We start from the raw sequence: 25,102 nt of genomic DNA on the forward strand, positions 1-25,102 counted from the left end.
TTTAGTTTTATTCTGCTCTGTTGGGAGGCAACACCATGACATCAGTATTTGCAAACTGTAATTTTGTTTCTGCCACCTTCCTTGGAGCAGTACAACGCTTCATCAACCTTATTTACCATCTGCTCTGTACTTAGTTTTGGATTAATTTCTGCCATTCCCACACTAATGGTTACATGATATCGATTATCCGTACTGCCTTTTTTCAATTTATCCATAAGTTGTTGCAGAATCTGCTCAGCCTCCTGGGATTCGACGGCTAATATGCCTAAGAATTCGTCTCCACCCCAACGAGCCCCTATTCCATATTCATTTACTGTTTGCCTCAGTTCTTCTCCTACCATGGCCAGAATGGCATTTCCAAACATATGTCCATATGTGTCGTTAATACATTTGAAATGGTCAATGTCGAACATAAACATCGTATTTCTTTGTTCTCTATGCTTTCTTACAAATGCTGCATACCTCTTAAAAAATAACTTTCTATTGGGCAGTCCGGTCAGCTCATCTATATTCTCCATGGCCACCATACGTTTATTGTAATTGAGAAAAACGGTAGTGGTAACCATAATACAAATCACAAGTGAAATAAGCATAAAGACAATATTGCCCTTAATCCCCTTTTGGAACATACTGCTTATAGAATTGGTATCCTTCTCCAATACTAAATACCATCCCAGAGTGTCATCATATTTGGTTATCACGCATTTCCGTTCATCCCCAGAGGTAAACCACTGCATTTTAGGTTTATCCGAATTGTTCATCTCAATTTTATCTCTAATTCCTGTACGTTTAGTCAGATCCTCTTTTTTTACAAAAATCTCTGTATCTCCAGTAAAAGAGTTCTTGGCACCACCTGCATTGATGATATAGACTGACAAGTCATAGTCATCCTCATAGGCGTGTATGGCTTCTTCTATGGATGCAACCTGAAGACCAACTCCAATTACCCCCAAAAGTCTGCCATCACTGCTCTCTACACGGAAATTAACAAATACGGTAATATTGTTTTTATTGGACTCATTGGTATCAACCTGCAGATCGTACTCACGGCCAGATTTAATAAAATTATAATACCACACATCATGCGGATCACTATTTGAAACGGTCTTGTTCAGGCCATTCTGATAGTAGTAATTATCGGTCTGTGCTGAGATACAGAATACCGTGGTATAATTATACTCTTTCTGATAAGCCTTCAGATATTCATATAATTGTTTTAAGTATGCACTATCTCCAACATTTTCTTTTTCCTGTGAAAGCCATTCCTTCAGGAATTCATCGTTTGCCATTGTCTTTGAAACCATCACCGGTTTAGTCATGGAGTTTTCGATATGCTTTGAAATATCTGTATCCGCAAGGCTTACAATGTTTTCCAGATGGTGTTCTACCAGGTCCTGATATGTTCTGGTGTCTCTGTTTACTATTCCTATAAATCCCGCTACAATAGAAAGAATAATAATTAAATTGCTAATAAGCAGTATATGTTTTTTCACATTAGCTCCTGTCTTTTTTAATGTTTATATAATGTATAATAGCCCCTGTTTAGGGGCTATTAGGAATCTTATTTCTTTTTAGTCTCTGTTACGCCAGTTTTTTTAGTACTTTTTCAATAAACACTCTTACCAGTTTTGAATCAAATTGAGTTCCTGCATTTTTTTCCAATTCTTCTAATGCAACGTTCTCTGGCAAAGCATATCGATAGCTCCTGTCACTGGTCATAGCATCATATGCATCAATTATGGATACAATCCTTGACATCAGCGGTATTTTATCTCCTTTTAGGCCTATAGGGTATCCCCTTCCGTCCCAACGTTCATGATGGTATAATACACATTCTGCAATGTCAGACATTCCATCTGCCGTGCTTAATATTCTGTATCCAATTTCTGAATGACGTTTTATTTCTTTCCATTCATAGTCAGTCAGTTTCTGTGGTTTATGAAGTACACTTTCATCTATTGCTATTTTCCCAATATCATGAAGCAAACCAACTGTTTTAAGCTCCATAATCTGGTCTTCAGACAAATCAAGAGCCATTCCCATTTTTTCGCATACATCTGCCACTCTGCTGCAGTGTAATTCTTCCAGTTTATTGTTTTTATGAAGCGTATCAATAATAGTGTTTATGGTATTTCCCTTCATATTCTGGCTTTCGAAGAGCTTCTTCCTATACATATACCGCTCAGCTTTTTTTATAATCTCATGAATGTTTTCGCTCTCGCTATTCTTAGTTTCATATCCAAAAGAAATGGAAATATCAAACAAGTCCGCTTTTTCATTTAAGGCTTGATTCTTTATTCGTTTAATGATTTTTTCTGTTTCAGACGAATCGGTTTTAGGCAGTAAAATGACAAATTCGTCTCCTCCCAATCTAGCTACAATATCAGTCTTTCTGCAACTTTTTTTAATTACTTCTGCCACCTTTTTAAGAAGCTCATCGCCTGCCGCGTGTCCAAAAGTATCATTAATAAGTTTTAATCCATTTACATCTCCTACTGCAACCGTAATGGGAAGATTTCTGTTTTTGTCAATTTTCTTTAACTCTTCATCGTAAAATCTGCGGTTGTACAGGCCAGTTAGCTGATCATGATAACTTAAATAAAGAATTTTCTCATCCGTTCTTTTACGCTCTGTAATGTTTCTCACAATACCCAGGAAGACTTTTTGATTTTTCCATAAAGTGCCCTGCAGACTTACTTCCACATCAATAGCAGTTCTATCCTTTAAGAAATGAACTGTTTCGTAAATTTTACCGTTTATATATATTAAATTCATTTGTTTAATCGTATTTAAGGAAGAATCCGGATACCTTAAATCAGACATATTCATCAAAGAAAACTCTTCATGAGAATAGCCATAAATTCTTGTGGCTGCAACATTAGTTTCAAGAATATTTCCTTTTTTATCTAAAAAGAACATGGCATCATTAGTATTTTCAGCAAGGAGCTGATATTTTTGCAGTCTTTCCTGCATCTGAACTTCCTTGTGTACTTTTTCTTCCAATACTCTGTTCATTTCTTGCAATTCAGCAGTACGCTTTAAAATCTTATCTTCTAACTCCGAATTTAAAACTTTTATTTTACCCTCAGCAATTTTTCTTTTGGAAATTTCTTCATTTTGTGCAACATTTTTTACTGCCAGCGTTGAAAGTAATTGCGTTATCAAAAAAAGAGATTCACAAATATGGGCAAATTCCTCTTTAGGCATACACTTAACTTTATTTAATTCTTTAATAAATAAATCCCGGTCAGCACCAATTTCATCTGCATATGCTAACATGTGGTCAACGCTGTATTCACTGGTTAATACCTGTCCTATAAACCAATTAGCAACATGTTTATCATTAACAATAATACTTGCTGCACCATCAGTCAAACCACCTGCAAAACATTTTTTTATTTGTGGACCATCTTTTTTAGTCCTTCCTATGATTGACTCACAGAGCTTACAATTTTTTAATCCTTTTTCAGTTTTCCGAATTACATTAAAACACAGACTACAAGAATTGCTTGGTTTTGTCAAAGGTGTACCATCAATATCTGTTATTATTGAAGCTACTCCCATTGCAAAGGAAAAAGCATCTTGTATCTGTTGTATTTCATCCAGATCAAAAAGATTTTTGAAACTATATACTATATCTTCATTTGTTTTCTCTTTAATGCATGAATTTACCGTCATCAACTCTAAGTTATCAACTTGTTTATACATACTTTTATAACCCTATAACGCTATTTTATCTTTTCCACTACTAAAACTAATCCTATTTTACATTGTAAATCAAAACGAGGTTATTTTCCATAAATTCCTACAAAACTTTATAATAAATTTTTAACAACCGACTTAAATTTAGCTTAAAGGTTATCTTTACAAATATTTTTGGAAAAATAAAATGGAGTGCTACGATTTTTTGAAACACTCCATTAAAGATATTATTTTATTATAATTTTATTGTTTTAGTTGCAATATTCTCACAAAAAGTACTATCGTGTTCGACAAACAAAATTGTAGGCTCATATTCAATCAACAATTCCTCAATCTGCATACGAGAAATAACATCAATAAAATTTAATGGCTCATCCCAAATATACAAATGTGCCTGCTCACACAAACTTTTGGCGAGCAATACTTTTTTCTTCTGCCCCCCACTAAAATCCTCTATATTCCTTTGAAACTGTTCTCTTGAGAAATCCAGTTTTCTAAGTATGGATTTAAATAAACTCTCATCAATACAGTGTTTATCTGCATATTCAGACAAGTTACCATATAAATCAGAAGTATCTTGCGAAACATAGGAAATAATTAACTTACTATTCTTTCTTACCATTCCACTGTGGGGGATGTTTTCTCCATAAATTAATTTTAATATACTTGATTTTCCGCTGCCATTCTTTCCTTGAATAGCAATTTTTTCGCCTTGTTCTATAACAAAACTGACTCCTTCGCAGACAGTTCTGTCATTATATCCAATTGCAACATCTATAAGTTCTACAAGCTTTTTGTCCTGAAAAGTAAGGGGCGCTATTTTTAACCTTTCATTGGATTCAATATTTTTAAGAAGCTTTGATTTTTCCTCAATCATATTTTGTTGTCTGGCTTCTATATTTTTAGCGCGCTTCATCATTTTTGCAGCTTTATGTCCTACGTATCCTTTATCTAATTTACTCCCAGAGTTTCTAGTTCCATACTTGCTGCTCTCAACACTATCAGACCAGTTGGATGTACGTTTTGCCGAGCTGGAAAGCCTGCTAATATCTCTTTTCAACTTTTCGTTTTCTGCTAACTCAAACCCATCTTTTAACTCTTTATTTGTCCACCATGAAGAGAAATTTCCTTTTTGTATTTCAATATTCGTTTTATTAATAGACAAGATATGGTCAACACAGTTATCCAAAAAAGACCTGTCGTGTGAAATCAGTATAAACCCTTTCTTTTTATTCAAGTAATTACTTAGTTTTCTCCTGGCTTCAGCATCCAGATGATTGGTAGGCTCATCAATAAGCAGGAAGGAGTTCTCCTTCAAAAACATGGCGGCCAGCAATGCTTTGGTCTGTTCGCCTTTAGATAGTGTATAAAACTGTCTATATAAAGTATCATAGTCCATATCCAACAAAGATAATTCTTTTACTATTTCCCAATCCATAGAATTTGGACTAATCTCTCTGATTGTGTCTATAGTGAAATTGCATGGCTCCTGCACCTCATAAGGGAAATATTCAAAAGTTACATCAGATGAAATGGTTCCGCTATATTCATGTTTCCCCATCAAAAGATTTAGGAAGGTAGTCTTACCCCTTCCATTTCTTCCAGTAAAACCAAGTTTCCAATCAGTATCGATTTGAAAGTTAACATTTTCAAAAATATTTTCATAGCTGCCCTCATAAGCAAAGGTCAGATTAGTAACATTTATTAAAGACATATTTTTATCCTCCTCTGTATTTAAAATATAAATAACAAAATCGGAACAATAGGCGACCTTGTTATTACTCCATATAATTGTCGCCTGCAGCATCCGACTCTATATGGAGATTATCATGTGTCAGTAAAGTGTCTATCATCATACTCTTTATCCTCCTTACTTCAATTTTTATAAAAAAATAAGAGCTGCAAGAATTAATTATTCTTACAGCTCATAGATATAACGTAGTTAAGCTAATCAAAGCATAACACAAGTGTATATATTAAGAGAAAAAAAGAATAACTTTCTTGCATAAGTACAACAAAACCAACAGAAAATACCTGTCTATCTTTGTTTTAACTGTACTTTAATAATTAGCAAGAAAAATTAATCATTCTTTCACCTCAAATTTCAAATTTTTTATCATTATACTATTATACATGGAAAAAGTCAATAAAGATAAAACAGGTATTACCTTATGACACACTTTTGCCACAATAAAAGAGGCGGAAAACCCAATTCAAAGAGCACGAAAGCCAAATAGATATCGGAAGGTAATCCACACTTAAGTATAGAAATCAAACGACCAATTCCACCAAGGAAAAAGAAGATTAATATATCAATAAGCTATGTATCGTTTCGATACTAATTAGCTAAAAAAATGCACTTTCCTCGTCTCTAAATAAGAAATGTGCCCCAATTATACTCCATGATGTTTCTTGTTATAAGTCATTTAAAATGGATGTTGCTAAAGCATCTGCTGCTTTTAAGGCTCTATCACTAAAATCTGAAGCATCACTAAATGGAACAATAAATTCGCCAATAAGTTTAGTGTGGAATACCCCCTTATTCTCTCCATCAAAACCTCTGTGGAAAAATTCCTTTACCAGATCTGCATTACCTTCTTCCGGGCCAGCGCAGGTTATGAGTAATGCAACACGTTTTCCATCTAACAGAGCTGTGTTGGACAGGCAAAAAGATCGGTCAACAAGAGGCTTCATCTGTGCAGTAAGGCCGAAACTATACAGAGGGGATGCATAGACCACAGCATCTGCTGAAATAATACGCATAAGTACCTGTTCTGTATCGTCTTTTTGTACGCATCCAGTAGTATCTTGGTTCTGCATACATGCATAGCATCCTAAACAGCCGTTTATATGATACTCTGTTATATTAATTCGATCAATTTCATGACCTTGAGACAGTAATTGTTTTTCAAAAAATTCAAGTGCGGCTGCGGTTTTTCCATGTTTTTTGGGACTTCCCATGACAGTTGTTATTTTCATACTTTTTCTCCTTCGATTTGCTTTAATAAGTCATTGCACCAGTTAATTATAAATTGATAATAATTGACGCCATAAACCATTGTAGAATATAGGAAGGTGTATTGATTAACATTATAGCTTTCTTCAACATCAGATTTTTCTTTACTTAACTGATTTAATAGTGATTCTACTTCTATAATAAAAGTTTTTAAATTCAATATTGCCCTTTCTTTGGGTAAATACTGATAAAAGTAGAAATAAACTAAATGTTCCTGCTTTGTTTTAGAAAAAATAATGGGTTTTTCCAACCAGGTTAGAAAATGTGACTTACCCATATGAGTAATTGAATAAATTTTTTTGAATTTACTACTTTCCACCACTTCACTGGATTTAATGTAGCCTTTCTTTTCTAACCTCTTTAACGCTGGATAAATACTACCAAAGCTTGCATCAAAAAAGTAGGATGTACAATTTATCATCCATTGCTTTAAATCATACCCACTCATCTCTTCTCTCATAAGAAAGCCTAAAATAATGTATTCTAACATACACCCTCCATATCGTTTATTCATATATCGTTTTGATATATGAATAATTATATCAATCATATTAATTTTGTCAATAACCTTTTTCTATCATTTTACTTCTGCTCTTTTATATATACCATACAGTATTGGCTGAAGGACTATACAAGGTACCAGATATAAAGGAATAATGACAAATACTGTGCCCATTACTTTCCCACCAATTTCATACAATCCAGAGTCTTTAAGAATCACAAAGATTTCTAACAACTGATCAGGGAAAAGTGCACACATTTGAGGTAATGTTATAATTCTGCTTAAAAACGGAAACACACATAAAAGGATAAAGGGTATCATGATTGTTACCACTGTGGAATGTGTTTTAGCTGATACAACCATGGCGACTGTCATGGCAAATAAAGTTCCTATGTATGCTCCCAGGACAATAAGAAGATACGCCTGAAAATAAGTAACATTATAAAAACTTTTCCACATACTCCACTGTATTGGACACCCTGCCCCATCTGTTCCCAATAATAAAAGCACAATTGCAGAGTACAGGAATACACATATCACATATGTCAAAGTGGTAATTATAAATCCCGCTCCTATTTTGGAACGAACTGCTTTATTTCTTCCAAGTTTTGTTGAAAAGAAAATAGAATCTGCCTTTAATTGAAACTCGTCTGAAAAAATGCCCGCTACAAAGAATCCAATGATTAGTGCCAATATTAGAATAACCGTAGAAATATTTTGTAATAAAGCCTGCCAGCCATCGGTATATTCATAATAAAAAGGTGTTTCAAGGTCCTGATATTGTCCAATTAAAAAAGCTTTTTCTGCGTCAGAGAAATGTTCCTCACCTGTATCCAGCCAATCTTTTAAAGCAGAAACCCTTTTCTCATAAACCTTACCTACTTCTCCAGTTGTAACATGGTCAGCTCTATAATAATCATATTCTCCAAAGCCCACGAATGCATTACTAATCATTTCTACAATATCAGAAAACCCTTGTTTCTTTGCATATGCTTTATCTTTTTCCTGCACAACATCAGATAAAGCTTCTTTGGAATTATTAATTGCAGTATTTTCTTCAATTACTTTTGAAAGCACATCAGTCGTAACATAACCTGCCCACTGATTTTTTAAATCTCTTAAATGATTTGCTGCGTTAATTCCCGTTGTGGTATCTCCATTTTCATCCACGTATCTCACATTATTAATGGTGAGAATACTTACAACAATGAGTGTAACTATCAAAAACAATAGTGCTGCCTTGTTTATAGGCTTAGAAAATACCTTTTTTATTTCAAATCGAATCACTTTTCATCACCAACCTTTTCTCCAAAATAGTACAAAAATACATCTTCAAGGGATGGTTCTACACAAACGGCATCGGAAAAAGGCTTTTCAGATGAAATAACACGTAATTCAACACCTTGGGACTCTGACTTCATATTAGAAACCTTATATTTTTTCATTATTGAAGAAATCATGGAATGCTCTGCAATACAATTCCAGACTTTTTCAGGCATTGAATTTATGATTTCATCCGATGTTCCTTTGCGAACAAGTTTTCCATCCTTCATTAACCAGATTTCATTGGCAATGTACTCAATATCTGAAACAATATGTGTAGACAATAGTACCAGACGTTCCTCCGAAAGTTCACTTATCAAATTGCGAAAGCGTATTCTTTCATTGGGGTCAAGCCCTGCGGTTGGTTCATCAAGTATTAAAATCTTAGGGTTATTTAACATTGCCTGCGCAATTCCGGCTCGACGCTTCATACCACCCGATAATTTTTTCATTTTTTTATTTGCCGATTTAGTAAGCCCCACTTGTGAAATCAGCTCTATTACGGTTTTCTTTGCCACAGCAGGACGGATTCCTTTAATTGCAGCAATATAAAGAAGATAATCCTGCACTGTAAATTCTGGATAAAACCCGAAGTCCTGTGGCAAATATCCTAATAAATTTCTATATTCTCCATCCATTTTAAAAATATCTTTTCCATTGCAGGTTATGCATCCACTAGTAGGCCGAAGTAAAGTACAAAGCATTCTCATTAAAGTGGTTTTGCCTGCACCATTTACACCTAGCAAGCCGTATACCCCATTGGTCATAGTAATATTCATATGGTCTACAGCAATAAAATCACCAAAACTCTTTGTTAAATCAACCAATTCCAATTCCATTAAAATCCACCTCCCAATATTTATTACAACTATTTAAAGTACGATAAACTGTAATACATAAGCAAACAAGTGAAAAAGCCACTAAAGCCCGCCATATTGGCAATGTAATCATTGTATATGCCTTTTCATTTAAAGTGATAAAGGTCCATATCGCACTCCATATAATACATAGAGTAATTGCAACAGTTTCATTTAAAATATATTTGCTGCACAAAGTACCAAAGCAAATACATGCTGTTACAATCATTGGCAAAATAAACTGAATAACCAATTCAGTAAGTTTAAAATGCAATTCCATTGATACTGTTGCACAAAATACGGTAAGCAGCAAAATGTCTACTATACCAAACAATACCATTCGTGCTGCATAGATTTGTCGCAGGGAATAATAAGCAGCTTCCTCTATTTCCATACACCTGCATGCCCTGTTTTTCCAAAATTCCGGTATAATGAGAATTACAAACAAGGATGCCATAATCCCCATACCTCTCTGGATAAAAGTATCCTCATATGTAGATACCAACATAGTTCCTAATATGCACAAAAGTAGGAATTGGAAAATCCACCATCTTTTCTGTATCACTTTGAACTGGACCCATAAAAATTCCCGGTAAGACAACATATGCTCTCTTTCTATAGCATAAAATACTTCCTTTGATTTTTTTATTGTTTCCTGAATTTTTTCCTCTTCCGGCTCTGCCTTTGCTGTTTTCCTATAGCTCGCAAGTTTTGCTTCCAGATTCATATATTTCCTCCTCTCCCAACAGTCTTTCCAACTGTTTTCTTGCTTGTTTAAGCCTATATTTTACTAATGGCAGGCTTATTTTCAGTGCATCAGCTATTTCTTTCAGCTTAAGTTCCTGAAAATAATAAAGAATAAGAACTTCATGGAATTCATCTGGCAACTGCTTTAACGCCCACTCAAGAGTAAGCTTATTTACTACATCTGTCATCTGATGTTCCATTGGTTCTGTTTTTTCGGTTAATTCCATGGCTTCCACAGGAATCTCTTTTACCTTTTTATAAAAATCCCTACATAAATTTCCAGATATAGTATATAAATAATTTTTTGTCTTTCCTCTATAATGAAAATCAGACAATTTTGCGAAAAACCGCACAAAGGTTTCCTGTGTCAAATCTTCGGCATATTCTTTATTGGGGCAGTGATAATTGCAGTATGTTAAAATTTCTTTATAATACTTATGAACAAATAAATCAAAAGCCTTGTCTTCACCCTGCTTCATTTTCCTAATTAACAGAAAATCTGCGTCCACAAAATCCTCCTTTCTCATTTATTATCAATGTTCAAAATATTTTTCACATTCTACTATGTATAACGAATCAGAAATGCAAAAAGATAGCCCACATGAAAAATTTCAATTAAAAATAAAAGAATTATAACTTCCACTAAAATGTTGCAAATCATAAAAACAAGGAGCAACGAACTGTACTCATTGCTCCCCATTATTTTCAGTTTACCATAAGGTAAACCATTCTTCATTCTTTATCTTTAAGTATCATTTCTGCTTTATTTTAGCGTATTAAGCCTGTAGCGTATACAATAAATATACTAAACGGATATACTCATGGAGCACATTGTATCATCTGCATTTCCCCCATAATTTTTCCCCTGACTTGCTCTTGCGGCATTATTCCACGCCTCATTATATATACCCCAAAGTTCTGATTCACGAGAGTTTTCTGCCTTTGTTCCATAGGAAATCCATTTGCCATTGGAGTAACTTGCTACCATTTCACCATTACTGTCATAAAACTCAGCATAAGACAGGTCTGCTGCTTCTTTATGATACTTAACAGTGCCAAACAGGTAATCTATCAAGTTAAGAGTTTTAGATTGTGGTTTGCTATTTTTAAATATTGCTGTTAATCCTCTTGCAATAATGTTTTTTCGATCCGGAGAAACAGCGGAAACATAACTTTTTACCAAGTTTCTATATCCAGCAGAATCCGATTGAAATTTTCCAGCAGCCTGGTCTTTCTGTGCTTGCTCAATTATAGCCTCCCTGTATTCTTCCTCATTCATAGCAGGAGTTTTCTTGGTATTAAAATGAAAGTCGTCATAATTAGGCAGTGGCACATTGCCCATTTTTCCATTACCTGATAACGGCTGGCTTTGAACAAAGGTGTTACTATTTTCTATTCGCATGCAAATTCCCCTTTCGCTATACTATGACTCTTTATAGTGCCCCAAAACTTGGATGCATGGCACCCCTATAATATATATCGTCATTTTTTAAAGGAAAATTATAACAATTATCATACCTGCTTATCTATAGTAACAATCTATATATCATCATTAGTCAAATCTTCATTTGACATTATTATTTCTGCCTTTTTTATATCAATAGCAATTCCAAAATACTTTTTACATAGAAGGCAAAACTCCTCCCTTGAATGAATTGTGTTTTTTTCCACTATTATATTTTTTTTAGACATGACAATCTTTCTTCCTGCAATTGTTATATGCTCATTTGCAGGGCAGATGGACATATGAGGTTCATCTATAAAAGGAGATTGGGGATGAGTTTCACAAAAATAATTTGGTAAAAAGAAATCTGTTTCGGATTGTGGGCTTTCATCAAACCCGAAAATCATTTTCCAATCCTCTCCATCTAACTTTTGCCACATCACATATCCATAATAGTCATCCTTAGTAAACTTATATTCTGCTATACCATCCCATTGTACTTCATCACAGACAAATTTTAGTGGAAACCTTGGAGATTCATTGCGAAAGCTTACATCCGTAATATATGATGCGTGTTTGAAATCCACTTTCATGATTCGGTGTCTGCGTACCTGTACTCCCTGGTCTTCATAAATAAATCTGCAATTATACACAGTAACCTGGTATCCTAATGCCTTCAATAGATGTGTGAATAATCCATTTACCTCAAAACAATATCCCCCTCTATGTTCCACAATGATCTTATTATATAAATCATTTCCATTTAAGGATATAGGCTCCTTCATAAGGATTGATAAATTTTCATAAGGAATCTTTGCTATATGCACATTCTGCAAAATTCTCAGATTTTCCTCTGAAGGCTTCCATTTATCCTTATCGTATATCATTTCTAATCTGTCAAAGTAGTTTATAATCTGTTCTTCCGATAATACAAAATCTTCATCTATCATCCAAATTGCTCCTCTTATCTTTCTGGTAATAGATATAATCTTAACATGAAATTGGTTCTGCTTTAAGTTCCAATTTCATTCTTTTTATTCATACCAGTTTAGATAAGGTTCTCACTCTATTTTCAATGGGAATCGTAATACATACTTTAAAGCATTCCTGATTTTTTTCTATTTCCAAAGATCCATTTATCTGTTCCACAATTTTTCTGCAGGACTTCAATCCTATATTTGTACTTTCCACAACCTGGCTGCTATTTCGGACTTCATTGGCTATACTGATAAACAGGCCGTTGTCTTCAGCCTTTAAAATAATACTAACCGTTCCCCCAGGTCTGGCATACTTCTCAATATTAGAAAAAAGATTATCAAACATCCTCTTCAGATAATGAATATCCGCGTTTATCAAGAAAGACTGGTCTGTACAATCCATTTCCACATAAAACCCCATGTTTTTTAAATCAAAAATATGCTCATACAGCAGCTGCTGGAAAATGATAGTTCCATCCAAGATTTCCATCTGCATTTCAATTTTTTCTTTTCCAAATACAAGAAAATATTGAAACAGCTTGTCTGAAATATCCTTTAATTGTATGGATTTTTCCTTGCACCTTTTAATATATTTTCCCAGCTGTTCTTCTGAATGATAAGTTTCTGAATCCAGGATTTCCAGATAACCTATCAGTGCCGTTAGAGGAGTACGGATATCATGTGACATGGAAGTGATAAGCTCGCTGTTGGCTTCCCATGCTTCCTTTTCACTTTGAAGCCTTGTAATAATGGAATTTCTCATATTATCTGCGTTCATAGCCAGCAGGGATATTTCATCGTTACCCTTGTGGTAAATGGTTTTTTCCAGTTTTCCCTTTTCCACCTGTGAAATGTCATTAGACAGTTTCATGATATGGCTGATGATCTGATTATTGTACATAATTAATACCACAAATAAAAACAATATGGATAAACCCCAGGAAATGTAGTTCACCATGTGGTACCATTTTATTTCAGAGAACTCAATAATAGCCGCTGAGTAAGTACCTTCTTTGAATTTGATATCCCGCAGAGACAAGTCTAATTCCGTTTTATCCACGTCAGTTTTACTATCCAGCAGAAATGAGGTACTCTTATTATTTCCAGGAAGTTTATCTGAATATTTTTTTATATCCCAGAATCCAGCCTCATATATTATTTTATCTCCGTTATAGATAATCAGATAAACATCGTTTTTACTTTTAAGCCATTTTGAAATATCCCTGACATTCCTAATAGAAATGTGATTTTCATCTACATATTTTTCAAAAGATTCCTGATAATCCGTTAATCTTTGTGATACCGCTTTAGAGTTCAGGTAATATTTATCTATGAGAAAGCGCCCCGCTTCGTGGATCAGGAAATTCATACCAAAACTGACAGCTACACCTAGCAAAAGTATTAAAAGGCTTTTATACCTCAATGAGAATATACGTCTATTCTTCATCTATCTGGTACCCCTTTCCCCAGACTGTATGGATAATACTATGGGGATTAAAATCCAGTTCAAGCTTTTTTCTCAGGTTCAGGATATGCACCATAACAGCATTTGCTGAAGATGGCAGAAACTTTCCTCCCCACACCCCTTCATAAATTGCCTTGGAATCCTGCGCAGCACCTCTGTTTCTTTCAAGGTACATCAATATCTGGAACTCCGTATCCGTAAGCTCAATCCTCTGCTTTCCACGAAAAACAGTCCGGTCTGCAGTGTTTATGATAAGGTCTTTTAAATGTATTTCTGTTTTATCCGTTTTAGTTTCGGCTTTTCCCTTGTATATATAATATCTTCGAAGGAGTGATTGAACTTTCATTAACAGCTCTGCCTGGGAAAAGGGTTTGACAAGGTAATCATCCCCACCATTTTCATAAGCTATGGCTTTATCCGTTTCCTTGGATTTTGCTGTCAGGAATAAAATTGGTGCAGCCGACAATTTACGGATTTCCATACAGGCATCAATTCCTGAAAGTATAGGCATCATTATATCCAGAATAATCAAATCAATATCCCTGTGATCTGTTACAACCCCAATTGCTTTTCTGCCATTCTCTGCCTCCAGTACACAATAACCTTTGTTTTCCAGTTGTATATGCAAAACCTCTCGTATATCCGCATCATCATCAACCACCAGGATTTTTTGTGTTTTATCCATTTTTATCCATCTCCATTAATAATATCTTTCAAATTTTACAAAAATAATTATACCATTTACAATTACCAAAAACCTCTCTTTAAAGGAAATTAAGAATTATTAAGATTTGCAGACTAGCTGAGTTGATATAATATCTGAAAACAAATTTAGATTTTGGAGTTGATTAATATGATTTTTGAATCCGAAAACAAGAAACGCTGGAAAACAGCCATTATCATTTTTATCATGCTGGTATTGTCCGGGCTGGTACTGACATTCTGCACGGCTTACAGCATATTTGAAAGTGTCAGAATTCCGGGTATTTCCAAGCTGACCCTTCCCAAAGGAATATATATAACCAGAACAATAAAATCCATTCAGAAAAGTACCAGAGAAACGGCCTCAAGTGTTTCTAAGGCAACACATAGACCAGTAAACTATATTTGGAAACACAAGGAAAAATATAATTTCTCTGCATCGGCATTTCCAATATCTGAATCAAAGGGCAGATTACTGACATCCGCTTTTGTTGTTTCAGATGATGACAGAAGCGTAAATGACCTAAAGCACAATTTAAAAAATCTGGATATTGTATTGCCTGACTATTTTTCCTTTGTCAAAGGCAAAGTTGAAATTAACGAAAATGTCAGAATGGACATACAGTCCATGTTAAAGCAAAACCATGTGATGATTATTCCCCGAATATCCAATACCGATGAAACGGGCAACTGGTTCGGCAAGGAATTTATTGACCTCATTGGCAACGATGACAACAGAGCCTCCCTTGAAGAGCTAATTATTAACACCCTGAAAAAATATGGTCTAAGGGCCATTAATATTGATGTGGAAAATATTTCAGATCAGAACAATGACCCCTATCTTGACTTTCTTGATGAACTATCATATAAGATGCAGAAAAACAATATGTATCTTACGGTTGATGTACCAGTTAATGATCCAGGTATGGATTATGAAGAAATCGGCAAAATTGCAAATATGGTTTACGTTATGGCCTATGACGAAAACTACGAAGGAGGCACCCCAGGCCCTATCGCTGAAAAAGCCTGGTTTGAAGATGCAATTGAAACACTAAAAGCCAGAATTCCCGTAGATAAAACGGTGGTAATAACCGGCCAATATGCCTATGATTGGAATACAGGTACTGGAAAACCAGCTAAATCCCTGAGCTTCGATGAAGCAATGATGATTGCAAGGGATGTGGGCGCAGAGGTTGAGACAGATAATTCAGCAGTCAACAGTACCTTTGAGTATGAGGACGACAATAAGCAAAAACACCAGGTTTGGATTCTAGACGGGATTTCATTGTGGAACCAGCAAATGGAGACAGAGAAAGTGGGGGCAAAGGGAATTGCCCTTTGGCGACTTGGTCTGGAAGACCCCTCAGTTTGGAGGTTTTTTGGTTCAAGCTTAAAGAACATAAGCCCTAAAATACTTTCAGAGGCAGACTTTCTCGAAACTGTAAATTTTGAGGGCAGAGGGGAAATTTTAAAGGTAATCGCTTCTCCCCATAAGGGAAGCCGACTGCTGACAACCGATAATGGTTATATTGATTATGCCAATTACAATAAAACACCTTCTGGTTATGAAGTACAGCAGTTCGGCCATTGCAGCAGCAATAAAATAGCCCTTACTTTTGATGACGGACCAGATCCGGTTTATACCCCACAAATTCTTGACGTATTAAAGAAAAACGGAGTTACAGCCACCTTCTTTGTTGTGGGACAACAGGCGCTAAATAATCCCAACCTACTTAAGTTGGAAGTGAAAAAGGGAAACCTGATAGGAAACCATACCTATTACCATCCCAACCTTACAAAGATACCTCCATCAAGAATTGCTCTGGAGTTAAACGCCACCCAACGTCTGATACAGGCAATCACAGGGAAAGATACAACTCTTTTCCGACCGCCATATGATACGGATTCCACTCCGCAATTTCCCAATGAACTTTCAGCTCTGAGAATCGCTGAGGCCAAAGGCTATGCTATTGTATGCGCCGATATTGATTCCGAGGATTACTTAAAGCCGGGAGTTAATAAAATTGTCAATAATGTAGTAACTCAGCTGAAGCAAAGTGGATCAAATATCATTGTAATGCATGACGCCGGAGGGAACCGAACACAAACCGTTAAAGCACTAAAAAAGCTTATACCCCTGCTAAAATCAGAAGGATACCAGTTTGTAAACCTTGATGGGCTTCTTGGCGTTCCCAAAACAGCTCTCATGCCAAAGATTAGTTTCAAAGATACAATCATGGTAGTATCCGACAGAATAGCAACCTGGCTTCTGATATACGGTTGGGATTTTATAATGATCTTATTTTTCCTGACAACCGTCATATCTGTTTTCAGAATTATTTTTCTGGGATTTTTCGTTCTGCGCTCACATAAAAAAAATCTCAAATATATTAAATATGCTGATTTTCAGCCTTTTGTTTCTATCCTCATTCCAGCTTACAATGAGGGAGACGTAATTGGAAAAACCATCAGTACTGTACTGAAAAGTAATTATGAAAATTTTGAAGTCATCGTCATTAATGACGGAAGCACTGATAATACCAGTGAAATAGTTGACAAGTTTGTACATAGCAATCCTAAAATAGTACGCCAAATTATAAAAACAAATGGAGGCAAGTATTCTGCACTAAATTTGGGATTGCAGGAAGCCAGATCAGAATATGTAGTAACAATAGATGCGGATACAATCATATTGCCCGACACCCTGAGCTATCTAATGCTGCCTTTTAGGGATGAAGACATTGATGCAGTATGTGGAAATGTGCAGGTGGGCAATGTGAAAAACATACTTACCGGCTTTCAGACCGTTGAGTATATTACAACCCAGAATTATGACAGGAGAGCCTTTGATTCCCTGAACTGCATTGGTGTAGTTCCTGGTGCAACTGGCGCATGGAAGAAATCCAAAGTAATTGAAGTGGGTGGTTACTCAGGAGAGACGTTGACGGAGGATGCGGATTTGACCCTTACCATGCTTGAGCATGGAGCAAGAATAGTATATATGCCTTACGCAAAATCCATAACAGAAGCACCTGAAACAGTAAAGGCACTTTCCAGGCAGCGTTTCAGATGGAGCTACGGTACACTTCAGACATTATTCAAACACCGAAAGTCCTTTTTCAAGGGATCCTTGGGCCTTGTAGCACTGCCGAACATATTCATATTTCAGCTTGTATTTCCTGTGCTTTCTCCCATAGGAGATCTGGTATTCATACTTTCCCTTTTCAGGGGAGATTTTAAGGCTATTTTTGCAGGCTATGTCTTATTCCTGTTAATGGATCTTGCCGGCTCTATTATGGCTTTCACTATTGAAAAGGCACCTTTAAAGTACTTAATGCTTGTTTTAATCCAGCGTTTCTTTTACAGACAATTTATGTATGTTATAACATTCAAATCCATCATTGCCGCTATGAAAGGAAGACGGCACGGCTGGAATAAACTGAACAGGACAAGCTCCGTTGCTATACCACCACTAGTAAAATAATGCTCTGTTTCTCATTTTCCACCTTTAAACTCAGCTTGTATATTTCTGTCAAAAGAAATACAATAAAGCAATGGAGATGTTTTTTGTGGATTATATAACAACAAAAGAAGCAGTGCAAAAAACATCTGACAAACGATTCAGGAGCATTAAAGTAAAGGATGGTGAAAATAAATGAAACGGATATTTTTGGTTGAAGACGATAAGACAATCGCTAAAAACCTAGTACTTCTGCTCCGCTCGGAGGGGTTTACAGTTACTCATGCACCTACCCGGTGTGATGCCCTTGCCGCCCTTGAGGGAAATAAATTTGACTTGGCCCTTGTGGACATTTCTTTACCTGATGGGAATGGCTTTGCAGTTTGTACGGAAATCAAAGAAGTGCAAAATATTCCCGTTATTTTCCTGACAGCTTCCGGTGATGAGGCCAGTGTTGTTACCGGCCTGAACATGGGCGCCGATGACTATATCACCAAGCCTTTTCGTCCCCGTGAATTGATTGCGCGAATTGGTACCGCCCTGCGAAAAAGCGGGCGTTCGCCATCGGATTTTGAAATTGGTGGGCTTCATGTGGATACGGCAAGCGGCATTGTGAAAAAAAACGGCAATGAAGTTTTTCTTTCTGCCTTAGAATATCGCTTATTGCTGGTGTTTATTAGCAACCCAAAAAGTATTATCACCAGAGGCAGCCTGCTTGATGAATTGTGGGACGCAGCAGGAGAGTTTGTCAATGACAATACACTGACCGTGTACATCAAACGCTTGCGGGAAAAGATAGAGGACGACCCAGCAATCCCACAAATCATTCTGACTGTTCGAGGAACAGGGTATAGATTGGGAGGCAATTATGCTTCGGAATAGAGAGGTTCGTCAGTTTATCCTTTTGTTCTTCCTCATGGCTGCTGTTGCTGTCATGCTGGGATTTGCTATCAGCAGGTTGGCAGGAATACTTGCTATTAGTTCTGCCACCGCTTTTGGCTCAGCATTTTTCATGTTTACTAAAGCCCGATACAAAAGTATTGCCCGGCTTTCAGATCAGATAGACCTTGTGCTCCATAATGCTAACCGCATGGAAATAGACGAATTAGATGAGGGGGAACTCTCCATTCTGCACAGTGAGATAACAAAAATGATACTTCGAATCCGGGAGCAAAATGACGCCCTGAAAAAAGAAAAAGAAAACCTTGCGGATTCCCTGGCTGACATAGCCCATCAGCTCCGGACTCCTCTCACATCCGCCAACCTCATTCTGTCATTGTTAGCAAATAACCCTGATGAAAGCCAGAGGAAAGCCTTTGTCCGGGAAACAGAAGAATTGCTTGTGCAGATGGATTGGCTGATTACTTCTCTGCTAAAATTGTCCCGCTTGGATGCGGGTATTGTGGTATTTCAAAAGGAGCAAATAGATGTAAACAGTTTAATATGCACCGCTCTTCGCCCCTTTTTAATCCCAATGGATTTACACAATATTGATTTGCAAATAGATGTACCAAAAGGAATCTTTATTCAGGGGGATTCAGGCTGGCTTTCAGAAGCAATCCAGAACATCCTGAAAAATTGCATAGAAAGTACCGGAGAAAATGGAAAAATTGAGATTGCCTGCATAGACACCCCACTGTTTACGGATATTACCATCCACGACAGCGGTGGAGGCTTTGAAAAAGAAGATCTATCCAGCCTGTTTAACAGGTTTTATCGTGGGAAAAATCCAAACACTACAGGTTATGGGATTGGATTAGCTCTCTGCAAAATGATTATAACCCGGCAGGGAGGAACCATAACCGCAAAAAATCATCCACTGGGAGGCGCCATGTTTTCCGTTCGTTTTCCAAAGTGACGAATCTCTCACCTGAAAGTCACAAAGATGTAAGTTGAAGAGTCTATTATAAGGGTAAACAGGAGAAAGGAGACTCACTTAATGGAGTTTTTAAAAATTGAAAATTTATGTAAGTCCTACGGCAAGGGTGAAAATCAAGTCACCGCCCTTGACCAAGTATCACTTACAATCAATAAGGGAGATTTTACTGCAATCATCGGATCCTCTGGTTCCGGCAAATCCACATTGCTTCACATCATTGGCGGCGTTGACGTGCCTACAAGTGGGAAGGTCTATTTGGACGGTCAGGATGTATATGCACAAAGTAATGAAAAACTAGCCATCTTCCGCAGGCGGCAGGTGGGACTGATTTATCAGTTTCACAACCTCATTCCAACATTGAATGTGGTGGAAAACATCACCTTGCCTATCCTGATGGATAAGCGTAAAGTCAACAAGGACCGGCTGGATGACTTGCTGGAACTGCTTGGTTTGAAAGACCGGAAAAACCATTTACCCAATCAGCTTTCCGGGGGCCAGCAACAGCGTGTTTCCATAGGACGTGCTTTGATGAATGCGCCAGCGGTCATGCTTGCCGATGAGCCCACGGGCAGTTTAGACAGTCGGAATGGACATGAAATTGTTAATCTGCTGAAATTAAGCAATAAACAATATCAACAGACCCTTATCCTTGTCACCCATGACGAAAATATCGCCCTACAAGCAGACCGTATTATCGGCATATCAGACGGCAAAGTTGTGCGAGACGAGAGGGTGAAGTCATGAACATTTTAAACAAAGCAACCCTGCAAAGCATGAAAAAGAGTCGCACAAGAACCATTGTAACGGTTATGGGGGTTATTCTGTCTGCCGCCATGATTACAGCAGTGGCAACCTTCGGAGTTTCCCTGCAGAATTTTCTGATAGAGGGCTCCATAGCCAAATACGGTGATTGGCACATTGAGTATTTTAATGTTGATTCTTCTTTTGTTCAGAATCGAACCCATGACAAAGAAGTTTCAAATGCCGCCGAATTTGAAAATATTGGCTACTCAAAACTTGAGGGTGGAAAAAGTCCTGAAAAACCCTATCTGTTTATTGCCGGATTCAGCCAGAAAACTTTTGATACCTTGCCCATAAATCTGATTTCTGGCAGACTTCCTGAAAATAGCAGGGAGATTCTAGTCCCGTCCCATGTGGCAGCAAAGGGTGGCGTTCGCTTTAAGGTAGGCGACACTCTTTCTCTGGCTGTTGGAAGCCGAATGGAAGCCAACAAGAATCTGGATCAACACGATCCTTATGTTCCCGGCGTGAGTCTGGGAGAAGGCAAAGAAGTACTTGTTCCAAAAATACAAAAAAACTATACAGTTGTGGGTATCTGCGAAAGACCCGGTTTTGAGGAACATTCCGCGCCGGGATATACCCTGATAACAAAAGCAGATGTCCAAAATAAAGGGGATAGCCTCAGCCTGCTTGTCACCCTGAAAAACCCCCACCAGATAAGAGCTTACGCAAGCAGTACAGCCGGAACCCATCACTATGTCTTTAATGATAATGTGCTGCGCTTCATGGGTCTTTCAGGAGATAATATCTTCAACGCCCTTCTGTACTCTGTTGGTAGTATTTTGATTGCTATAATAATGACAGGCTCTATCTTTCTGATTTATAACTCCTTCAATATCTCGTTGAACGAACGCACACGCCAGTTCGGGATTCTCTCGTCAGTAGGGGCCACTGCAAGACAGCTGCGAAATTCGGTGCTATTTGAGGGACTTTGTGTCGGTGCAATCGGTATACCCATTGGTGTTCTGGTGGGCATAGGCAGTATCGGGCTTGTAATTCCCATTGTTGCAGAAAATTTCGGAAACATTCTCTATAGCAACGTGCCTTTAACCTTGTCGGTATCATTCCCGGCTATTGTGGCGGCTGCAGCAATCAGTCTGGTTACCATTTTGATTTCAGCCTATATCCCTGCCAGAAAAGCCGCTAACACTCCCGTAATGGAGAGTATTCGCCAGACAAATGAGATCAAAACTGAATCCAAAGCCATGAAAACATCAAAATTCACCCAACGTATTTTGGGTTTGGAGGGTACTCTTGCCCTTAGAAATTTTAAGAGAAACAAAAAACGTTATCGCAGCATTGTGCTATCCCTTGTTTTAAGTGTGGTGCTGTTTATATCTGGAAGTGCCTTTGGAACAACTCTGGAACGGCTCTCAGAACGGTTGATTATGAGCATAGACTATGATATCTTTTTTTCTGCTCAGAACATGAATGTCAGTGAAATGTTACCCCTTTACCGCAAACTGAACACCGCAGGCGGGATTTATAAAAGCACGTACCAATCGGTTTTGGCATATTCATGTGCTGTTAAAGCCAACGATTTTTCAGATCGTTACAGGAAATACGAGGGTTATGCTTCGCCAGGAAATACGGTTCATCTGCCAATGTATATCCAGTTTATTGAAGACAGCCAATATCTGCACTTCATCAAAGAATTGGGCTTATCTAAAGAAGAATATACCGGGGAGCATGGGAAGATGATTGCCGTTGCCAAACAGCGGGTTGACAAGACAGACGGGTCCAACCAGTTATTTAATATATTCGCCAGTGGTTCTGGGACTTTTAATGTGACTCCAGAAACAAATGACAAACCAATGATGGAAAAGGAACAAAGCATAAACATTACCTTTGTGGATACATACCCGATAGATCCTCCTCCACTTGAACCTTCCAGGCAGAATCCAAGGGTCTTTATGGTGGTAGCCCCCTATTCCCTCATAGACAAGTTTGCGTCCCCGGATACTCCTGCAACTATAGGCCTGTCCTTTCAGTCAAAGAATCCTTCCCAATCAGGGGCTGAAATGGAAGGGATGCTTCAGGATGCTGGAATTACATCTTTATATAACCTGTACAATGTAAATGAAATGCTTGAACAATACCGAAGTTTAACATTTGTTGTTAATGTATTCACATATGTTTTTGTCATCATGATTTCGCTGATTGCGGTTGCCAATGTGTTTAATACCATTTCCACCAATATCAGGCTTCGCAGGCGTGAGCTTGCCATGCTCCGCTCAATAGGGATGTCTGACCGTGATTTTAATAAAATGATGAATTTCGAGTGTGCGTTTTATGGCATAAGGGCGCTGATATTCGGTCTTCCCCTGTCAGGACTTATCTCATGGTTTATTTACAAAGGATTCATGGTCACAGAAAAGATAGACAATTTCAATTTTGTGCTCCCATGGTCCAGTATGGCAATCAGCGCATTCAGCGTGCTCTTTATTGTGTTCATTACCATGCTGTATGCCATTAGCAAGTTAAAAAAAGAAAATATTATTGATGCTCTTCGGGATGATATGACTTAATCCTTAAACTACAACGTAATGCTACTCTGTGGTAAAAAAATATCCCACTACGGCAAATTATGTTTTGCATCCCAATATGGACTTCGGCGGTTTTGAAAGAACAATCAAAACCGCCGTTTTCTTTCTCACCAATTACTTACTTATTATTGTCCTACATTACAGGTGAAGTAAGAAGCGGATACTGCTTCAAAATACGTACTAAGACATTCAATCCCTTTACCAGCTGCTCATCATTCTTTACCGCACCCAGTGAAATTCTTACTGCATTTGGCGGCAGTTGGTTTCCAACATAAAACTTATACGCGGATATAACTCTTACTTTATTCATTAAAGCAATGTTCTCAAAATCCGTACAGGACCATCCTTCTGGAAGGTCAAGCCACAAGAACATACTGCTTTCAGTAGTTTGAAATGAAAAGTCCTTCAGTATGGCCTTCGCCAGTTGTAGTCTACGAGCAAGCACTTTCCTTTTTTTATTAATTATTTCTACAGCAGTGCCATTCTCAATGAAACGTGTCACCAGCTCTGCGCTTATGGGTGGTGCCATCCATACAGTGCTTGTAACAGCATGAATAAATTTGTGCAAAAATTGTTCAGGCACAACAACGAAAGCTATCCTAAGTCCTGGTAATAATGCTTTTGAGATGCCGCTGATAAAAATCCCTTTATCAGGCACAAGAGCACTTAATGCTGTCCGTTCTGTGTTATTTGTAAAATTATATATATCATCTTCAATGAGGATTAGTCCATACCTAAGAATTATATCTGCAATAGCCTGCTTTCTCTCAGTTGACATCACAGTTGCTGTAGGATTTTGCATATTAGGCATAAGATAAATCCCTTTTATTTGATACTTCTTACACATGTTTTCAAGGCTTTCAGGAATCATACCCTCTGAATCCATTGCTATCGGTTCAAGTTTAATGTGACTGAGTTGGGCTATATTCTTAATTCCGGTAAATGTAAGCGAATCCACAGCAATTCTGTCTCCTGGTTCGAAAATACCTATAAGGCAGCAGCTAATCGCATGCATGGCTCCTGCACATACTACAATGCGGTCACAACCTACGTTAAGGCCATACTGTCTTATCCATTTTGAAGCAACCTCTCTGTGTCTTCCAACTCCCTGGCTTGGTACATAGTCAAGCAGTGAATCAAATGCGTTGTCTTCTGCAATAGCTTTTAGCAGATTTGATAAGTCATAGCCTTCCACTTTCATGGAACCCACTAGACCAAGTTCAATAATTTCATCATGACCACTGAGAATCTCCGGTAAAGTAATATCTTTTTTTTCATTTTGTAATACATAAGTTCCGCTTCCAATGGTGCCTGAAATAAGTCCTCTTTTTTCGGCTTCCTTATATGCTCTGGAAATCGTAGTAAGGTTTACCCCTATTATCTTTGCCAGTGCTCGTTGAGGTGGCATTTTTTCATTTGGCTTAAGGATTCCAAGAGTAACATCCCTTTCTATTGCATCTGCGATGGCAATATAGAGGATTTTATCTGTATCAATAATTTTAGGATTCCACATAAATCATCTCTCCAATACAAATTGTATGACAAACAATATCCTATTGACTTCCCTGCAAACGCCGCTATAATAAGGTTAAATGCAAGGTTATAACCAATAATATTATAATAATTGTTTTTTGCACTAAGGTCATACAATTATTATATAACATTTTTACAAGTCATACAA

The 25,102-nt window shown here is 37.2% G+C and carries 21 protein-coding genes; 5 read left to right on the forward strand and 16 right to left on the reverse strand.

Annotated features, from left to right (window positions below; all coding sequences use genetic code 11):
* Positions 1 to 41 precede the first annotated feature (41 nt).
* The 15 genes from Ami3637_RS04300 to Ami3637_RS04370 all read right to left on the reverse strand — a co-directional run bounded on the left by Ami3637_RS04300 (position 42) and on the right by Ami3637_RS04370 (position 14,718).
* Positions 42 to 1,493: a sensor domain-containing diguanylate cyclase gene (locus Ami3637_RS04300; RefSeq protein WP_162361477.1), complete on the reverse strand. Its 1,452-nt coding sequence runs from the start codon at positions 1,491 to 1,493 to the stop codon at positions 42 to 44.
* An 88-nt stretch (positions 1,494 to 1,581) separates the two neighbouring features.
* On the reverse strand, positions 1,582 to 3,708 hold the full coding sequence (locus tag Ami3637_RS04305) for a PocR ligand-binding domain-containing protein (protein WP_162361478.1): 2,127 nt from the start codon (positions 3,706 to 3,708) through the stop codon (positions 1,582 to 1,584).
* A 229-nt stretch (positions 3,709 to 3,937) separates the two neighbouring features.
* On the reverse strand, positions 3,938 to 5,416 hold the full coding sequence (locus Ami3637_RS04310; protein ID WP_162361479.1) for an Lsa family ABC-F type ribosomal protection protein: 1,479 nt from the start codon (positions 5,414 to 5,416) through the stop codon (positions 3,938 to 3,940).
* Positions 5,417 to 5,866: 450 nt separating this feature from the next.
* The gene (locus tag Ami3637_RS19065) at positions 5,867 to 6,019 is read right to left on the reverse strand and encodes a DUF4345 family protein (RefSeq protein ID WP_162363661.1); all 153 of its coding nucleotides are present in this window, start codon (positions 6,017 to 6,019) and stop codon (positions 5,867 to 5,869) included.
* A 98-nt stretch (positions 6,020 to 6,117) separates the two neighbouring features.
* Entirely contained in the window at positions 6,118 to 6,681 is a 564-nt protein-coding gene (locus tag Ami3637_RS04320) for a flavodoxin family protein (RefSeq protein WP_162361480.1), read from the reverse strand.
* Positions 6,678 to 7,208: a PadR family transcriptional regulator gene (locus Ami3637_RS04325; RefSeq protein WP_162361481.1), complete on the reverse strand. Its 531-nt coding sequence runs from the start codon at positions 7,206 to 7,208 to the stop codon at positions 6,678 to 6,680. Before Ami3637_RS04325 ends, Ami3637_RS04320 begins: the two co-directional genes overlap by 4 nt.
* Positions 7,209 to 7,295: 87 nt before the next feature.
* Positions 7,296 to 8,507, reverse strand: a complete 1,212-nt coding sequence (locus Ami3637_RS04330) for an ABC transporter permease (RefSeq protein ID WP_162361482.1) — start codon at positions 8,505 to 8,507, stop codon at positions 7,296 to 7,298.
* On the reverse strand, positions 8,504 to 9,382 hold the full coding sequence (locus Ami3637_RS04335) for an ABC transporter ATP-binding protein (protein WP_162361483.1): 879 nt from the start codon (positions 9,380 to 9,382) through the stop codon (positions 8,504 to 8,506). The genes Ami3637_RS04330 and Ami3637_RS04335 overlap by 4 nt, the downstream gene beginning before the upstream one ends.
* Positions 9,363 to 10,127, reverse strand: a complete 765-nt coding sequence (locus tag Ami3637_RS04340) for a hypothetical protein (protein WP_162361484.1) — start codon at positions 10,125 to 10,127, stop codon at positions 9,363 to 9,365. The genes Ami3637_RS04335 and Ami3637_RS04340 overlap by 20 nt, the downstream gene beginning before the upstream one ends.
* Entirely contained in the window at positions 10,096 to 10,656 is a 561-nt protein-coding gene (locus Ami3637_RS04345) for an RNA polymerase sigma factor (RefSeq protein WP_162361485.1), read from the reverse strand. Before Ami3637_RS04345 ends, Ami3637_RS04340 begins: the two co-directional genes overlap by 32 nt.
* A gap of 53 nt (positions 10,657 to 10,709) precedes the next feature.
* A complete protein-coding gene (locus Ami3637_RS04350; RefSeq protein WP_162361486.1) occupies positions 10,710 to 10,883 on the reverse strand; it encodes a hypothetical protein in 174 nt (57 codons plus the stop codon).
* Between the two features lie 69 nt (positions 10,884 to 10,952).
* Positions 10,953 to 11,549 carry a hypothetical protein gene (locus tag Ami3637_RS04355; RefSeq protein WP_162361487.1) on the reverse strand — a complete coding sequence of 199 codons (597 nt, stop codon included), beginning with the start codon at positions 11,547 to 11,549 and terminating at the stop codon, positions 10,953 to 10,955.
* Between the two features lie 137 nt (positions 11,550 to 11,686).
* Positions 11,687 to 12,541, reverse strand: coding sequence for an arylamine N-acetyltransferase family protein (locus Ami3637_RS04360; RefSeq protein WP_162361488.1), 855 nt, complete (start codon positions 12,539 to 12,541; stop codon positions 11,687 to 11,689).
* Positions 12,542 to 12,629: 88 nt separating this feature from the next.
* Entirely contained in the window at positions 12,630 to 14,015 is a 1,386-nt protein-coding gene (locus tag Ami3637_RS04365; protein ID WP_162361489.1) for a HAMP domain-containing sensor histidine kinase, read from the reverse strand.
* Complete coding sequence (locus tag Ami3637_RS04370) at positions 14,005 to 14,718, reverse strand: response regulator transcription factor (protein WP_162361490.1); 714 nt, start codon at positions 14,716 to 14,718, stop codon at positions 14,005 to 14,007. Before Ami3637_RS04370 ends, Ami3637_RS04365 begins: the two co-directional genes overlap by 11 nt.
* 168 nt (positions 14,719 to 14,886) lie before the next feature.
* Here Ami3637_RS04370 and Ami3637_RS04375 point away from each other — a divergent pair, with 168 nt between their 5' ends.
* The 5 genes from Ami3637_RS04375 (at position 14,887) to Ami3637_RS04395 (ending at position 23,403) form a co-directional block, all read left to right on the forward strand.
* Positions 14,887 to 18,219, forward strand: coding sequence for a glycosyltransferase (locus tag Ami3637_RS04375; protein ID WP_162361491.1), 3,333 nt, complete (start codon positions 14,887 to 14,889; stop codon positions 18,217 to 18,219).
* A 171-nt stretch (positions 18,220 to 18,390) separates the two neighbouring features.
* Positions 18,391 to 19,077 carry a response regulator transcription factor gene (locus tag Ami3637_RS04380; RefSeq protein ID WP_162361492.1) on the forward strand — a complete coding sequence of 229 codons (687 nt, stop codon included), beginning with the start codon at positions 18,391 to 18,393 and terminating at the stop codon, positions 19,075 to 19,077.
* On the forward strand, positions 19,064 to 20,053 hold the full coding sequence (locus Ami3637_RS04385) for a sensor histidine kinase (protein WP_162361493.1): 990 nt from the start codon (positions 19,064 to 19,066) through the stop codon (positions 20,051 to 20,053). The genes Ami3637_RS04380 and Ami3637_RS04385 overlap by 14 nt, the downstream gene beginning before the upstream one ends.
* 81 nt (positions 20,054 to 20,134) lie before the next feature.
* Positions 20,135 to 20,818: an ABC transporter ATP-binding protein gene (locus Ami3637_RS04390; protein ID WP_162361494.1), complete on the forward strand. Its 684-nt coding sequence runs from the start codon at positions 20,135 to 20,137 to the stop codon at positions 20,816 to 20,818.
* Positions 20,815 to 23,403, forward strand: a complete 2,589-nt coding sequence (locus Ami3637_RS04395) for an FtsX-like permease family protein (RefSeq protein ID WP_162361495.1) — start codon at positions 20,815 to 20,817, stop codon at positions 23,401 to 23,403. The genes Ami3637_RS04390 and Ami3637_RS04395 overlap by 4 nt, the downstream gene beginning before the upstream one ends.
* A gap of 151 nt (positions 23,404 to 23,554) precedes the next feature.
* On the opposite strand, the gene Ami3637_RS04400 is transcribed toward Ami3637_RS04395, so the two are convergent.
* Positions 23,555 to 24,934: an aminotransferase-like domain-containing protein gene (locus Ami3637_RS04400; protein ID WP_162361496.1), complete on the reverse strand. Its 1,380-nt coding sequence runs from the start codon at positions 24,932 to 24,934 to the stop codon at positions 23,555 to 23,557.
* Positions 24,935 to 25,102: the final 168 nt, after the last annotated feature.

The organism is Aminipila terrae (assembly GCF_010120715.1).
Classification (GTDB): domain Bacteria; phylum Bacillota; class Clostridia; order Peptostreptococcales; family Anaerovoracaceae; genus Aminipila; species Aminipila terrae.